We start from the raw sequence: 17778 nt of genomic DNA on the forward strand, positions 1-17778 counted from the left end.
TTATCCAATTTAATCAAAGAACGTAAGTCTGTCAAGTGCTGCTATCGCACTTTCAAGATATTTATCATCCGTAACAGGCCATTTATAATCGAGTCGGTAAAGAACCTGTGCCGTAAATCGGTTACTGTAATCCAATGTATAAATCTCATTTTCATTATGTGAAGTATACGCAATAAGTCCCGAAACAGCTTCAGAATCTTTATTATTCTTCGCAAACTCTTTTACAGTTGCCTCGAAATCCTCATCTCTTACAATATCAATCTTAAATCCATAATCGCGCATTGCATAGATCAGATCTGCCATGTAAATATGGTGGCTGTTGCAGGCATGAAATACAGTAAATCTCCTGTCTGTCTGCGCAAGCTTCAGAACTGCAAGGGCAGTGGAGTCAATAGGAGAAAATTCTGCGGCTTCATGCATACCTCCGATCGGGAACTTGCCTACAGCCTTATATCCTCTCAGACTGCGCAGGAATCCGTTGGTAATAAAGTTAATCTGGAACTCACCATCAGAATCTCTGCTCATAAGATTTCCCACACGTATAATCTTTCCGTCAAGTCCGTCTGCGACAGCTTCAAGTACTGCTCTCTCGGCGAGGAACTTTGTACGGATATATTCATTCGTAATACTCTGTCCAATATACAGATCATTTTCACCAAAAAGTCTGGACATCGGCGGAACACCATTTGAACCTTCACCTGCAACAGAAACTGTAGAAATCTGAATCAGTCTGCGTCCATTATTTTTGCAGAAATCAACGAGATTTTCTACGCCATGCACGTTTATTTTCTCCAGGACATCATCTGCCGCAAAATGCTTTACGCAGGCTGCACAGTTAATGATCGTATTAAATTTATACGCAGAAAATCCATTCACTTCTTCTTTTGATGTAATATCGCCATCCACGCAAACAATACGCTCTTTGAACATTTCCCGATATGGATTGTCGAAATAGTACATCAGCATATTCATCATTCTCTTCTCCGATGATTCATATGCACCTTTACGTACAAGGCAGTAAACTTTGCCATCATAATTATCCAGATATGCTTTCAGAACATGTATTCCAAGGAAACCTGTCGCACCTGTGATCATGATGTCTCCGAGATTTTCTTTCGTTATTCTGTCAACATTCTCTTCCACATTTCCGCTGATAACACTCTGTATTTTGTTGTAATTATATTTTGAAAATTCATTGTCACTCTGTACAGCTTCAGCTGCCCCGTCATCATCGACGATTGCTGAAAGTGCGCGAATCGTAGGATGTTTGAAAATATCTGCATACACGATTGAAATATTCTTTGAGAGGCACATGATTGCAACCTTTGAAGCAATAAGTGAAGAACCTCCCAGTTCAAAGAAGTTATCATCTATTCCTACGTTTTCAATTCCCAGTGCTTTCTCAAATATCGCACAAAGTTCTGTCTGGACAGAAGTAACAGGTGCCACATATCCTGTTCTCTCGGTCTTTACTTCAGGTAACGGAAGTGCTTTTTTATCAATCTTACCACCCGGAGTGACAGGCAGTTTATCCAGGTAAACAAAGAATGATGGCATCATATAATCAGGAAGCAGTGGTTCCAGGAATGCTTTAAGCTCATCGTCCGGAATACTTTCACCTGTATAATAAGCCGTTATATATTTATTTCCACCTTTTTCGATAACTGTAACTGCAGACTCTTTTACAAGCTCATGTTTAAGGACAGCACCTTCAATTTCTCCAAGTTCAACACGATATCCTCTTATCTTTACCTGTGAATCAATTCTGCCAATGTACTCAATATTTCCGTCACCTTTCATACGGACCATATCTCCGGTTCTGTAAAGGCGTCTGTCCTCTTCGCATACAGAGAACGGATTCTCCACAAATACGGAAGCCGTTTTTTCCGGAAGATTATGATAGCCTCTTGCAATCTGTCTTCCTGCATGACACAGTTCACCTGCTTCTCCCACCGGAAGTCTGTTTAAATCTTTATCCACAATATAACTTCTGACATTTCTCTGAGATTTTCCAATCGGTATATTCTCATACTGTCTGTCAACCCGGAATTCTGTTGATGATACAGTATTTTCTGTCGGTCCATAACCATTGATCATTTGATAGGTACGGTTACGGTAATGCTTAAATTTCTCACCGCCAAGGGTGACAAATTTAAGATTCGGAGCATCCTCAAGCAGTTCTGCAACCAGCTCACCCATCTGTGTCGGGAAAGTTGCAGTAGTAACTTTTTCGTCTTTTATAAATTTGCCAACTGCGATTGCATCTTTTCTTATACTCTCCGGCAGGATATATACGGATGCTCCTGCAGTAAGCGGTGCAAACAAATCTATCACTGATGCGTCAAAACAAAAACTTGCAAATTCAGCAACTACAAAATCCGGTGTCATTTTTCTTGATGCCACAACATATTCAATCAGATTCAGAAGATTTCTGTGTTCAAGCATAACACCTTTCGGTTTTCCGGTCGAACCGGAAGTATAGATCATATATGCCAGATTCTCCGGCTTTGGAGCTGTGAGTTTTACAGAAAGCTGGAAATTCTTTGATTTTTCAGCAACATCATCAATACTTATCACATTTTTATCGTAAAAATCCACAAGATCTCGATACTGGCTGACCACAAGCAGATTATCTGCTCCCGAATCCTTCAGCATATATTCAATTCTGCTCCGCGGATACTCCGGATCAAGCGGAACATACGCTCCACCGGCCTTCATAACACCGACATATGCGACAGCAAATTCTCTTGTTCTTCCACACAGGATACCGGCAGCTTTTTCCCTGCCAAATCCATTTTCCGTAAGATTCTGTGCAATGTAATCGGACATTTGGTCAAGTTCTCTGTAAGTGATCTCACCAGATTCATCTTTTATGGCAGGTCTGTCCGGATATTTTTCCACTGCTTCTCTGAACAGATCCACGAAAGTCTTTCCGGCATGATCAGGATCATTCTCCATTTCTGTCTGTTCCTCAAACATAAGTCTGATGTCTGATGGTTCAGATTCGCCAAGAATACCCTCCGCTGCAATCTCCAGATTATCTGCAAGATATTTCATCGTCTCTTCATTATACTTATCGCCTCTGTACTCGATATCAAAGACGAATTTATTTCTTTGAATGGAAATACTTACGGAAACAGGTGCTTTCGCTGCATTCAGCTGAACCGGTTCTTCCGAAGCAAACTCGCCGCCGATCGTATCGAACTCAAAGCTGTCTCCCTGATAAATAACCATTGCATCCGCTTTTATATTAAATTCACGGCTTATCTGTGAGAACGGATAAATATCATTATTCATAGAATCGATAAGCTGCTGCTGAACGCCTGTCAGACACTCTTTTGCACTGCCTGAAAAATCGCAGTAAACAGGAAGTGTTTTTACAAGCATACCTACTGTTTCTGAAAGTCTTGAGTCATTTCTTCCATGATAGATCGTCGTAAACACAGCATCTTTTCTGAAATTATATTTTCCAAGCGTAAGTCCGAAAACAGAAATGAAAAATACATTTTCCGTAATCTTATTCTTCTTACAGAAATCCTTTACACTCTGCACAGATATCCCTGATATCTCTTTACGGTAAGTTTCCGCCGTCGGAACTGAACCATTTTTGTCCGGGTAGAAGCTTATACTTCCTCCGGCGTTCTCAAATACTGATTTATAGTAATTCTCAGCATTCTTATAAACGTCACTCTTAAGCGCATCTCTGTTATCAAGCGCAAGATCATACGAAGTATACTTCTCTGCCTCAAGTTTCTCTCCGGCATATGCTCTGTTAATATCATTGATTATGATAGCGAGAGATGTGCCGTCTGCAACGATATGGTGAATATCCAGGAATAGATAATTTCCATCGCAGGTTCTGTAAATCTCAAATCTGAAAAGCTGCTCATTAAACAACATATATGGGCGAACCAGAGTCTCCCGGTTCATTCCATTAAAAATCTGTGTTCTGCATGGCAAATCATCATTACGTCTCTGAAGAACATCTCCGTTTTCATCCATGAAGAGACGTGTTTTAAGGTACGAATGTGCTTTAACCGTACTGTCGATTGCGCAAGCAAGTCTCTCAAGATCAACCCGTTTGTCAAGTTTCAGCAGATACGGAATGTTGTAAATGGTTGTTCCCATATTTGCAGTACATTCAATAAAGATACCTTCCTGCGTATTGGTAAGCGGGTAAACCTCCTGAATCTCTCTCTTTGTTTCTTTTCCTGCAGTTTTAACAAAGCTCTCCAGAGCCTGGATCGTAGGATTGTTTTTGATATCTGATGTCTTGATCACGATATCAAAAGCTTTTGAAATAAGAATGTTCAGCCTGATCGCAGTGATCGATGTAAGTCCCGCATCATAAATATCAGTTGTAATTCCAAATTCCGTATATCCAAGTACTTCTGAAATACAGTCAAATAATTTCTGCTGAACGTCATTCTGCGGCTTAATGATTTCTGCGGCTTTTCTTTCCGGCTTTGGAAGCTCTTTCTTATTGACTTTCTGGTTCTGATTCAACGGAATCTTATCAATCTGCATGGTTACAGCCGGAACCATATACGGCGGCTTTGTTTCTCTGATAAAATCATTTAATGAATGTATATCCACTTTCTCATCAGATACCACATATGCAGCAATATATTTTCCACCGGATGTCTCATCAAACGCAACAACTGTCGCATCTTTGATTCCTTTATATCTTCTGATGACTTCTTCCACTTCTGAAAGTTCGATTCTGAATCCTCTGATCTTAACCTGGGAATCCTTTCTGCCTATGATCTGGATATTTCCATCCGGAAGATATCTCACAACGTCACCGGAATGATACAATACTTCATATCCTTCCGTATCATCATAAATATTTCTGGTGTATACTTCGGCGGTTTTCTCCGGCTTATTGAGATATCCTCTGGAAACCTGCCAGCCTGCTATCATCAGTTCGCCGCAGGCACCGTACGGAAGCATATGTCCAAACTTATCTGCCACGTAAAGTCTGACATTATCGAGTGCCTTTCCTATCGGAACATTATTATAATATTTATCAATCTCAAATACTGTTGTAAAGATTGTATTCTCCGTAGGTCCATAAGCATTGAACAATTTAAAATTCTTCGGCGGTTCACATGGAACAAGCTTTTCACCACCGACAGAAAGAGTCCTCAGACTCTTGCAGTCCATCTCCAGTGCAAACTGTCTTCCAACCTGGGTTGTCATAAATGCATTCGTAATGCCATTTTCTTCAAAATAATTATTGAGTCCGATAAAGTCAAGCCGGATCTCTTCCGGAATGATATGAAGTTCGGCTCCATTCACGATCGCACCATAAACATCCATCATAGACGCATCAAATCCAAATGAAGCATATGCAGCTATTTTGGAATCAAAACCAATTTCGTAATATTTCTTAAACCAATGGCAGAAAGCAGTAATGTTTCCATATTCAAGCATACATCCCTTCGGGACGCCCGTTGAGCCGGATGTATAAAGCAGAATAAATAAGTCATGCAGAGACGGTTTCCTCAGCTGGATATCTGTATCTTCCAGCTGCATGGTGTCTTCTAACTGCACAATTTCATCCGTAAACAGGATTTTTCCTTTATATCCGTCCACTAACGGCAGGAGTTCTCTGTCAGCAATGAGAAGTTTCGCAGAGGAATCCTCTAACATGTACATCAGTCTGTCTTTCGGATACGTCGGGTCAAGCGGCTGATATGCTGCTCCGGCCTTGATTACACCCAGCGGTGCGATTGCCATATACTCACAACGCGGAATCAGAATTGATACAACCTCTTCCCTGTCAATTCCAAGGGATAAAATATATTTTCCAAGTCTGTCGCTGAGTTTATCAATTTCTTTATATGTATATTTTCTGTCCTTATATACTACAGCAGTCTGATCCGGCACTGCCTGTACAATCTCATCAAACATATCAGAAATTGTTTTGCTTCTGTCATAATCACATTCTGTATGATTAAACTCTGCAATCTCATCTGCTGCATTCCGGGAAAGAACAGATACTTCTGAAACATACTTCGCTTTAAGCATAGATTTCATCGCAGCCTCATATGCTTCAAGCATACCATTAACAAAAGCTTCGCTGTACATATCACTTCGGTATTCTGCGGTAAGCACATATTCATTGTTATAATCTCTTACTTGAATAAGCAGCGGCATTTTTGCCATATCAAGGGAGAGGTCTTCTCCTTTTGCCATCGTATCTCCGATCGGATAATCATCCTCAAGTTCTGCCTGATATGCGAAAACAAGATCTGAGTTAAATCCGTATTTTGCACAGATATCAGAGAATGGGAAAATGTCATTTGCCATGGATGACATCAGCTGTTCGGAAAGCTCTGTCATGTAAGTCTGTATGGTAGTTTTGCTGTCAAACACACAGTAAACCGGAAGTGTTTTTACAAGCATGCAGACTGTATTTTCAAGTCTTGAATCATTTCTTCCATTATAAATAGTTGCAAAAAGACTGTCGTCTGCGTTTGAATACTTGGTCGCAAGAATGCCAAACACACCTGTAAATAAAACATTCGGAGTAACTCCCAGTTTTTCACAGCAGAAAAGGATCTTATCTTCGGAAATCTTTATATTTCTGGATGTATATCCTTTTTCAGGAACTTCACTGGACTTGTCAGGAAGTGGAAGTGATTCTGTCTCAATTCCTTCGAAAATACTGTCATAATATTTCTCAGCTTTCTTATATTTTCCTTCTTTCATCTGCTGCTCTTCATCAAGTGCCGCATCAAATCCCGTATAAGATTCTTTTTCGAGTTTTTCACCCATATATGCTCTGTTGATATCTGCAAAAATGATGTCATAGGAATTGCCGTCAGCAATGATATGATGGAAATCCGTAAAAAGGTACTTTTTATCTTCTGTAAGATAAATTTCCGCACGGAACAGACGTCCTTTCTCCAGCTTAAACGGACGCACAAGTTCATTCTTTACAGTCTCAAATTTATCATTTGTTGTTTCAATAATCTCAGGCGCAAACTCTTTTTCGCAAGGGCACTGCACCATCTCACCATCGTCATTGAGGTACACTTTTGTGAGCAGATACGAATGTGCATTCACCATCGCCGTAACTGCTGCCGATAACTTCTGTACATCTACAGAGTTATCAAGCTCAAATAAGAACGGGATATTATATATGGTACTCTCAGGATTTTTGATACACTCTGCAAAGATTCCCTTTTGAGAACCGGTAAGCGGATAAACATCTCTCTTTTCATAAGTCCTGATCTTAGGTGCAAGCGCGATATATTTTTCCAGTTTCTCAACTGTATTATTCTCGTGAATATCACCCGTTTTTACGGTAACCCCAAATTCATCTGAAATCAGAATGCAAAGTTTCATCGCACTTATAGAAGAAAGTCCGGCCTTATAAAGGCTTGTATCAATTCCAAAGAAATCATTTCCGACAACCCCGGCAACAATTTCAAAAATCTTCTTCTGCATCTGTGTCTGTGGTTCTTTCAGATTTTTCGGCTCGGAAACCGGCTTCGGCAATGCCTTCTTATCAATCTTACCATTCTGAGTCATCGGCATTTTTTCCAGCTGGATAAAAACATCCGGAACCATATAATGTGCAAGTGAGCCCGCCGCATAATCTGAAAGCTCATCTGTATCAATACTTCTGTCTGCAATAAAATAACAGCAAAGATATTTGTTATCAACAGGAATTGTAATGCTTGTGATAATTCCCTCAAAGCTGTTGATCACTTCTTCAATCTCACCAAGCTCAATTCTCAATCCGCGAAGCTTGATCTGATTGTCCATTCTTCCGAAAAACTCTATTTCGCCGTCTGCATTGATCTTTGCCAGATCACCTGTTTTATATGCTCTCTCACCGTTAAGTTCAATAAATACGTCAGCAGTCTTTTCAGGAAGATTCATATATCCCCTGCCTACTCCCATACCCGCAACAACAAGCTCTCCCGTCTCTCCATCAGGCAGAATCTTGTTTTCCTTATCGACAATGTATACCTTAACATTACCATTCGGAACACCGATCGTAATGTTTTTACTGTCTGTGATAACCTTCATCGTACAGCTGATCGTTGTCTCTGTCGGACCATAACCATTCATAATATAAACATCCGGATTTACGGTGCGGATCTTATCATACAACGCCGATGGAAAAGCTTCTGCTCCCAGGTCGAAAACTTTGATCTGAGCCATTGCTTCTTTAAGCTGTGGGATATCGATAATATTTGATACATAGGTAGGTGTTGACGTCATGATATCAACTTTATTTTTTACGATTAAATCACCAAGCATCATCGGATTATTAATCTCATCATCACTTGCGATAACAGCAGTAAGTCCATTGGTAAGAGGAACAAATTCCTCCATGACGGACACATCAAATGTCATTGCCGCCATGGAAAGAGAAACCTTTCCTTTGTCTGCAAAACCAAAAATCTCTGAGTTTTTCGGATTCGGATTTACAAAGTTTGCCAGATTAATGTGCTCGATCATAACACCTTTCGGCTTTCCTGTCGAACCTGATGTATAGATACAATAGCAAAGATCATGCTCTCCGATCTCTGTATCCGGATTTGCTGTATTTTCATTTTCAAGCAGATCTTCCAGCAAAAGTACTCTGCATTTCAGCTTTGTAAACAATTCCTTACGTTCATCTGCAATTTCTTTCGTTGTGATAATAAGCGGTACTCCCGCATCTTCAAAAATATACTCGATTCTGTCATCCGGATACTCCGGCGCAGCAACGGCAAATGCTCCTCCGGCTTTTAAAATACCCTGTCTCACTGCATAAAAGTCGCAGCAGCGTTCAAGTACAACACCTACAATCACTTCACGTCTTACACCATTTTCAATCAGTGAATTGGCAACTTTGTTTGCCCTTTCATTTAATTCAGAATATGTGAAGCTTTCCTTACTCGTAACAACCGCACACTTGTCCGGATGAAGACGTACCTGTTCTTCAAAGAGTTTTGTTACCGGCTGAAACTCAAATGTGAAATTACTTTTCTCATTAATTACGGACATTTCCTTGCACCTCCTGCAATAATCTTCGTTTATAACTGTTCAGTACCTTCATTTTTCTCTTACACTTACTGTTTCTATTCACTGCATAAACAGTAGTCTTTTGCTGACTTTTGTTTTTCTTATCTTATCAGCCTATCGTACCAACAAATTGATTTCCTGAATAATCTTGTCGGCATATTGTTTCCTGCTAAAAAGATATTACTGTATTATTCATATCAATCGCACGGATATAGTTCATCGATGTTGAAATCTTCTTCACAAGCTCTATTCCATGAATATCAAAATCTTCACTGTCATAGCTGTATTCCAGAGGATTGAAATTCACTCCGTTGTCCCTGATTCTCAGGTTGCAGGTATCATCTTCAATACAGAGATTGATATCGATCCAGTTAGAAGTTTTTCCTCCAAACTTAATGATATTTACTGTCATCTCTTCCGCACATACAGCCGCAAGATTTGCTTTCTTTGCCGATATATTATTTTCCCGGCAGAACTCTATGATCTTTTTATTGACATCCTGTGCTTCATCCATTGTACTTTTAATTGAAAAGTCAAGGTTGATTCCCGGATTTTTATCCGGAACAATATAGAATGTAGAACCTTTATGTTTTATTTTCCGGAAAACATATGCTGCGATAGCTGTCACTACCTCAGTAACGACAAAACCAACAGCGATTCCGTCTATACCGATTCCGTCTATCTGTCTCCAGATAAGAATTCCTGCCAGTGTTGCAGGCAGAACCACGATTGCATTCTGAAGAAATGTAACAAAACTTGCGATTGCCGTCTCTTCAATGGATTCATAATAGCTTACCATAAATTTATTCCAGAGATACGGCACCACACATAAGGCAAATATACGAAGTGAATCTACCATCTGTCTTCCCAGTTCACCACCGCTGCTTCCAAACAAAATCGTGATCTGTTCAGTAAATACCATCACACATATAAATACAACTGCCAGAACCATGTAGCTGTATTTCAGCATTTTTTTGCAAAGAACCCGGATACCCACATAATCTTTCTCACCAAAGAGAATACCTGCAACATTCGGAATAACACCGATAATTCCTCCGGTAAGCATCTCAACGATCAGAAGCACATTATCGCAGACTGTAAATACCGCCATTCCGTCCTCACCGATAAGATTCATGATTATTGTATTAAGTCCAAGCGCTTTTACAAAATTTGCCGCCATAAAAATCAGCATCGGTATGCCCGTAACAACTGCTTCTTTTATTATCACGAAATCTCTGGCCTTTAGAAAAACAAGACTGAGATTTCGCTTATCTGAACGAATATAAAATATAAAGATCACCATCGCAGCCAGAAATCCGAGTACCGTTGATAAAGACGCACCTGCAATTCCCAGCGGGGTAAACCTGAGGAATATGTAATCAAGCACAAGATTTATCACATTTGCAGCTATCAGATATGCAGATGAGAGTTCCGGATGATTCTCTGCGCCAAGATAGCTTACCATCATCAATCCGATTCCAATCACCGGTGCACCAAGCATACTTACGCGAATATAATCTCTTGTATAATGCATCAGATTACCCTCGCCCGATACAAGCAGCCTTGCAATCGGTTCCGCGGTAAACAATGCACTGACTGAAAAAATGATTCCCACAAGAAGTGTCACTATAAAAGTAGCCGAAAATAATTTGGAAGCCCCTTCTTTGTCACGCTTCCCAAGCATAATCCCTGCCGCTATCGAACCTCCGATTCCAAGACAGTAACCCACAAGCTGAACAACTGTCTCAACCGGCAGACTCATCGTAACCGCGGACATTGCCTCCACACCTATTAAGTTACTTACAAAGATCGTATCAACGATATTTCCCAGCTGAAGCGCCAGCGACATCATAATCCCCGGAATGATGTATTTATTCAACTTCGCATTCAGCAGTCTGTTATTTCTTTTTTCCAATATTTCATCCCCCTTTTTCAAATAAGCTCTAAATTTCACAATTTTCCCTATATTAAATTATAATTTTATCATAAAAATAACCGCATTTCATTTAAAAAGAACGAAATGCAGCTATTTGGAATGAAATGATATTTTGTTGTGCGTTTTCCTGCCGCAAACAGGGCATACGATCCATTCTGTTTTTATAAGTTTATCCATTCCATACAGACAGACCACTGGACTATGATAAACAGGTCTTTTTCCGTGGAGGTTATCTCTTTCCACAGTCTGTTTATTATCAGCTGCAGATGAATAAAGTCTGTAGGAAATTAAAAGCTCCGCATTCTAAAGACTATCTGCGAAACAAAAGAACTATCATCGGGGCGTTGGAGCAGTTTGATGACTTCGGCCGCATGCCTGATGGCAGAAGCCGACATATCTTGTTTGAGAGGGGATCCTATCATCTGCTTTGTTCCGAATTCAGAGAATTGATTGATTTTTACCGTATATATGAGAAAAAACGTGGAAAGAAGGAATCGACCATACGGGGTGAAGCACTCAATACAGCATCTTTTTTACATCAGATGCAGCAACGGGGTGCCCAGTGTCTGGATGCAATAATGGAAGAGGATGTCCTGTCATTCTTTCTCGTAGAAGGTGGTTCTTTGCAAAGAAGCTGTTCTTACAAGAAAAACATTGCAGCAGTGTTCAAAGCAGGGCTTAACTGGAAAGCAGCACAATGTCGGAAGGTGCTCAGTTTCCTGCCTGTGCTAAGAGAAAACAGAAAAAATATCCAGTATCTTACGCAGGATGAGGTCAGGCTTCTACGGGAAGCAGCAGAAAAAGGCAAAGTTTCTGCACGTAATCGGGCGATTCTCTTCCTGCTCCTTTTTACGGGGCTTCGGGGTTGTGACATCGCCAGGCTTACTTTCCGTTCCATTGACTGGAAAACTGAACAGATACTGGTCACACAGCAGAAAACATCCGTACCCTTAGAACTTCCGCTTTCTGCTGTTGTGGGGAATGCCATATATGATTACCTGGAATCGGAAAGGCCGGATACCGGCTGCCCCCGCCTGTTCCTGACAGAAACACATCCCTTTTCACCATTGTCTACCCAGGGAATTGCAAACATCGTAACAAAAATCTGTCGGATTGCAGGAGTGCGGCAGAATCCAGGAGACAGGAAGGGGACACACATCTTCCGGCACAACCTGGCATCCTCTATGCTGGAAAACGGTGTACCACAGCCCGTGATTACACAGACTCTCGGACATACAGCTCCCGATTCCCTTGAGCCTTATCTAAGGGCAGATTTTGTACATTTAAAGGAATGCGTCCTGAGTGTGGAGCAAGTTCCCCATGGCAAAGGAGGTGCTGTCCATATGAAAGAATTCCGTTCGTTCCTTTCCCCACAGATCCATAGCTTTATAAGATACCGGCAGGCATCCCAGCGATGGAATGATTCTTCCTATGAGGAAAACCTGATGCTGTTTGACCATTACTGCCACGCGAATGATCCATGTGCTACCGCACTGACACAGGAAATGGTTGACGGCTGGTGCCGTCAGCGGAGGACGGAAACCAACAACTCCTGCAGGTCGAGGATATATGTGGTAGACAGCTTCATTCGTTTTCTGAACATGCGGGGCCTGTCCAATGTTCAGCCTCCGCAGATTCCCCGGAAAGAAAGGCGGAGATACCTCCCGCAAAAGCACTTGCTACTTTAGAAGATGAGAACGATAAGCATCACGAGAAAAAATAAAATCCCAGAAACCCTTGTAAATAAAGGACTTCTGGGATTTTGCTCATTATTCAAACTCTACAAAGACTAACGCTTTTTGTTTAGGAATTATTCTCTGTAATGTTTCTCGTTCTTTTGATTATTTGATATATCCATATTATCCTGCCTATACGAGCTAATGTTATCATTTTGTTATCGGCATTGATAACACCTACTCGATAACTGTGGATAATAACTATATGTAGCATGTCAAATTATAAGCTATTTTGCTTAGAGATTCAACACAAAACTGAAATTTTACTTTTCCTTATATTCATCTGGTATTGCTATTTGAAATGTTTCACACAACAGCATCACATCATGCACATCATTTTTATCGTGTTCATATCCCAAATGAAGCATTACCTGACTCAATGGTTCAATACAAGAAACAGTTATATCTCCAACTTTTCCAATACCGGAAAAAGTTTTTGATGGAAATATATCTCCCTCATAAACAATTCCGTCATCTGTAAATTCAAAACAATGTAAATCAATGATTCTTTGTTTATCATCTTTCCAGACAGTATGACCATCCGTTGTATAATCAGTATTTACTTCCTCAAATCCATGCTGCTTAATCACATAAATATAATCATGATAATGTTTCAGTTCAACAAACAAATCAATATCATTGTGTATTCTTGATTCTCTTTTAAGAAGTGCATCAACACCCCATCCGCCATCTAAATATACTTTAATTTCGTTTTGCAAAGCATATTTTATAATTTCACATGCATCTTCTGTACGTACCATAATCTATCCTCCAAATTCAAATCTTTGTATGCTTTCCAACTCACTAAAAGCCTGAAATTTGTCAGTCTTTCATCCTTTTTGTTATCAATCACCAATTAGCTGTAATCCATTAGGATTTAGCTGATATATTTTATCGCACACCTCTTCAATATACTTTCTATCGTGAGAAATGCTAATGACAGCCCCCGGAAATTCTCGGAGCATTTTTCTTATTACCGGACCGGACAATGGTGAAAAATTTCTTGTCGGTTCATCCAGAATAAGAACATTTGCACCACTTAAGCTCATCCTCAAGAGAAGCACTTTCGCCTTTTGTCCGCCTGATAACTCCCGAATCGGATGCTCCATTTCATCTGGTGTGTATTTAAGTGAACCAAGGTATGTTCTAATTCTTGTACGCTCTTCTTTATCTCCTGTTTTATCAAGGTAATCAACCGGTGTAACATCCAAATCCAGCAGGTCTTCATAAGTTTGAGGCATATATTCTGCTTTAATGTCATTCCGATTTAGGAGTTCTTCCGCTATCTTTTTTAGAAGAGTCGTTTTTCCTGCCCCGTTGGCTCCTATCATACAGATTTTTTCTGAACCTTTTATTTTTAAATGAATTCCTTCTGCTAAAATTCTTTTGCCATCCGGAGTCACAAGCTTTGAAAGTTCATATTCTATGACCGTTTTTCCTGCGGGAATGTGTGAGTTTTCATCCCCTAATTTGACAAAGATTGCTTCTTCCTGTTCCGGCATCTGAGTCATATTTTCATCTTCTTTTTCAAATCTTCGTTCCATTGCCTTAACCGTATGCATTTTGTCCTTTAAGTTTTTGGCAACAGACGGTGCTTGTCTGGTACAACTTCTTAATGCACCTTGTACACTCTGCATAACTCTTTGATATTTTTCATCGCGAATCTTTTTCTCCCTACGGTCACTCAGTGCCCGCTGTTTTTGGATTTCAAATTTATGAAGCCGTTCTTCCACATAGCGTCTATAGGGAAGCTTTGCCACGGTATATCTCGCCTTTGTTTTTCGTATAATCTGCTCGATATGTATCACCATGTTGGCAGTACGCTCTATCAGCGTTTCATCGTGTGAAATAAAAAGCACAATGTGCTTCCAGTCATTTATGATTTTTTCCAGTAATGTAAGCGTCGCAATGTCGATGTCATTGGAAGGTTCGTCCAACAACAGCACAGAAACATCGCGAATGAAAAGCCTCATAAGTTGTGTCTTGACTTTTTCGCCTCCTGAAAGACTACCCATTGTCTGGTTACTGTAGAAAAAATCATTTTTCATTCCAAATTTTCCCGCAATAACAGACAATTCTTTAGGCGTTTTCTCCCAGAATATTTCCTCTTCAGAAAAATATTCGTATATTGTTTTTTCCTTATCTTCATCGAGCATCTCCTGCGGAAGATAACCAAGACGTTCGTGTCCCATTATCCTTTCCCCATCTGCTTCTATATAGTTTTCTACAAGCGACGGATTGTATATCCACTTCATTAATGTCGATTTCCCATTTCCCTCTTCTCCAATAATAACTGCCTTATCTCCATCATTTAGCACAAGGTTGAAATCATTAAGAATTATTCTCAGGTCTTTTTTATGTGTTAAATTTAATTTTTTTATCTGCAACATTAAAGTTTCTCCTTTTCGAAGTCTGAGCCAATTATTATTTTGAACACACAAAAACGAGTCTTTTTTGCATACGCAAAAATAGACTCGCTAAATAGACCCTTATTTCTTTTCCAAAAGGAAAACAAAGGAAATGCCTCTTGCGATAATCCAACTTAAGCGTACACAAAACAAACCTATTCTCTACAGGCTCAATAACTATATGTGTCTTACTTAAATCAAATTATCTATTAATCATTTCCTCACCTTACACAAAATGTGCCTTTCTTTCTTCTAATGGCAATACTATCATACTGTATTTTTTGTGTCAATACATTTCACCTTATGGAAGTGCAAATTAAAATTTTCACTTCCTAATTATACATCCAACCATTACGAAATTCAATCTTTCACAACCTCTTTACAACCACAACCACAGCACTCCAGCAAACGCAGGAGCACCATACCGTAAAACGCTTATGTGTAAATCAACTCCGTTCCTACAACTTCCCTCACACAAGCCTGAATATTATTCATTCTTCCAATCCATTCGTAGGGATTATCTTTCTTTAATTGTTCCGTCACATCTTGTCTGTCGGCATATTCCTTTACCAGTCGAAGAAACATATCCTCTGCTTGCTTATCGACTTCTGCAAGATAACTATGCAGCTTTCCGCTTGTCAGCAGGTTCATATATAACACTTTATAGTGTTCCTTTAAATGCCTTGCATGTCGTTTCCCCCATAAACCAATCGGCTCTATTTCTTCTTCGGCTGGTACTGTGATGTTCGGCAATAAATAATCACCCACCTGTCTATAAGTTCCGCCCATTTCTTCAAAAATTGTCTTTGTCATTTTCCTTTTCCTCCTGTGATTTTTGTCTATCGTGATCGTGTATTATCACGCTTGCGACCTTTAACTGTTCTTGCCTGCTCCAACAAATCATCTATCTGTTTGCGACCAAAAACCTTACGGAGCAGGCTGTAATCTTTATTTTCTGCTTTTAGGATTTTGTTTTCTTCGGTCAATCTTTCATTGACTTTCTCCAAACGCTGATTGGTGCGGTATAACTGTGCATTCGCTGTATTCAGCCTATGATAGTTGTCCCACCCCTCAAAGCAGCGGGCAAGCACCGTTTTGACAAGTTGCTTCAATTTCCTTACAACCGGCTCTGCCATTTTGGTTTTATATGCCTTTGCAGTCATAAATTTCTCTGGTTCTGGCAACTGATATTTCGGTGCAGTATCAAGCTCTATTTCAAGATTTGACAGCTCGTCTTTTGCCTTATCATAGTTCAATACTCGTTCCGACAACACATCAAATTCAATCTGTTTCTGCTCGATTTTCGCACCTAATGCCGCCACTTCTTTTTCTCTTTCCTGCTTTTTATAATCCAAAACAGAAAGATGTTTTTCGTGTGTGCCTAAATGTTCCCACTCAATCCCATAACGTTCCATCACCGCCGCAAGCTGTTCTTTTTCGGACTGTATCCATTGCGACCACTCCGTATCGCCACGACTGCCGCCCTTAAAACCTTGCGTTGCAAGAGCCTGCTTTAGTGACACTCTTGTATCAAGTCCACGCTTGCTGCCTGTGGTAAAAGGTACAAAATCTATGTGCAGATGTGGTGTAGCTTCATCCATATGCAGATGAGCCGAGAACACCCGAAGCTGTGGATTTCGCTCCTGAAAACCCTGATAGTATTCATCTAAAATCTGCTTTGCCAGTTCTCCGTTTTCCGTATCGGCGTTCATATTTCCCTTACCGCCCACCTGTAAAATGATTTCGTGGAACGGTTTTTCCTGCTTGGAACTTCGGATTTTTTCATAATAATCTTTTATCTTTCGGTCTGACCTTATCTGCTTGGCATTGTATCTTTCCAATGCTTCATCAAACAATTCGTGATAAACTGTCTTTATATTTTCATTGCAGTAGTCGATATTGAGATGAGTACGAGTTCCGTCTACATTTTCTGCTCGGAACTTTCGGCTATTGTGATTGACCGAGCCTTTACCGACCATTGCACTTATCGTTCTCTGCATTTTTTCATCTCCCATCTGTAAATTTCAACATTCTCAGGTTTTGTTACTTTTGTCAAAAGTAACGCAAAAGCACTTTTGACGGGTACACCCATCAAAAATGCGACCTGTAAACAGGTTTTGCGTTCTCCGAAGGCTCTCCGAGGGGTGAGCGTGTGCCGGTGGCACACACGCCTGCGAACCGACCGAGCCAGCAGGCGAGACCAAAGAGCCGCCTTTGAAAAGGCACTCTCTGCACACTCCCCTAAACTTTATCCGGTGTCAAAGTGTGACGATGGTGACAATGTTTTTCACAGCGTGCTGCTCTCAAAAACATTGACACCTTTGACACCGTTTGTCACGCCGTCTGCTCGGTTTCTTTCCAAAGTGAAACCTTTCTTCCGTCGTGTGTGCGGCTGTTCTGATAACGGATACCGTAATCACGAAACAGCCTGCTTGCGTTGATACTGAGCCTTAAAGAAAGTACATTCGGCTTTATATCCACCGCAAGCCTTTCGCAAAGTTCCGAAGCAGTTCCTTCCCATCTGTCACTTTCCGAAAAGAGCGTATCCGCTATCTTCTCAAGCAGAGGTTCGGGCGGTTCTTTCCACATCTCCGTTTCCGATTTTGCAAAGTTCCACACCAATCGCTCGCTGTCCCTTACAAGATGGATTTTCATATCCTGCTGGTCT

Annotated in this window: 7 protein-coding genes and 1 pseudogene; 1 reads left to right on the plus strand and 7 read right to left on the minus strand. The window is 40.4% G+C overall.

The window, feature by feature from the left end; translation table 11 throughout:
- Positions 1-9: 9 nt before the first annotated feature.
- Together AC058W_RS11080 and AC058W_RS11085 are read right to left on the minus strand one after the other, a co-directional pair.
- The gene (locus tag AC058W_RS11080; protein ID WP_479390085.1) at positions 10-9012 is read right to left on the minus strand and encodes an amino acid adenylation domain-containing protein; all 9003 of its coding nucleotides are present in this window, start codon (positions 9010-9012) and stop codon (positions 10-12) included.
- Positions 9013-9199: 187 nt separating this feature from the next.
- Positions 9200-10945: an MATE family efflux transporter gene (locus AC058W_RS11085; RefSeq protein ID WP_118591403.1), complete on the minus strand. Its 1746-nt coding sequence runs from the start codon at positions 10943-10945 to the stop codon at positions 9200-9202.
- Between the two features lie 599 nt (positions 10946-11544).
- Here AC058W_RS11085 and AC058W_RS11090 point away from each other — a divergent pair.
- Entirely contained in the window at positions 11545-12654 is a 1110-nt protein-coding gene (locus AC058W_RS11090) for a tyrosine-type recombinase/integrase (protein WP_182448714.1), read from the plus strand.
- Between the two features lie 311 nt (positions 12655-12965).
- On the opposite strand, the gene AC058W_RS11095 is transcribed toward AC058W_RS11090, so the two are convergent.
- The 5 genes and pseudogenes from AC058W_RS11095 to AC058W_RS11115 all read right to left on the minus strand — a co-directional run.
- Positions 12966-13463 carry a nucleotidyltransferase domain-containing protein gene (locus AC058W_RS11095; protein ID WP_009247521.1) on the minus strand — a complete coding sequence of 166 codons (498 nt, stop codon included), beginning with the start codon at positions 13461-13463 and terminating at the stop codon, positions 12966-12968.
- 84 nt (positions 13464-13547) lie between these two features.
- Positions 13548-15092 (minus strand): ATP-binding cassette domain-containing protein, encoded by a 1545-nt coding sequence (locus tag AC058W_RS11100; protein WP_009247522.1) that lies wholly within the window; start codon positions 15090-15092, stop codon positions 13548-13550.
- A 453-nt stretch (positions 15093-15545) separates the two neighbouring features.
- Complete coding sequence (locus AC058W_RS11105; protein WP_009247523.1) at positions 15546-15923, minus strand: TnpV protein; 378 nt, start codon at positions 15921-15923, stop codon at positions 15546-15548.
- Between the two features lie 26 nt (positions 15924-15949).
- Complete coding sequence (locus AC058W_RS11110; protein WP_019190307.1) at positions 15950-17089, minus strand: plasmid recombination protein; 1140 nt, start codon at positions 17087-17089, stop codon at positions 15950-15952.
- A 355-nt stretch (positions 17090-17444) separates the two neighbouring features.
- Positions 17445-17778: pseudogene (locus tag AC058W_RS11115) on the minus strand (hypothetical protein); the annotation flags it as partial.

Source organism: Blautia sp. CGZ-1-C1 (assembly GCF_056504575.1).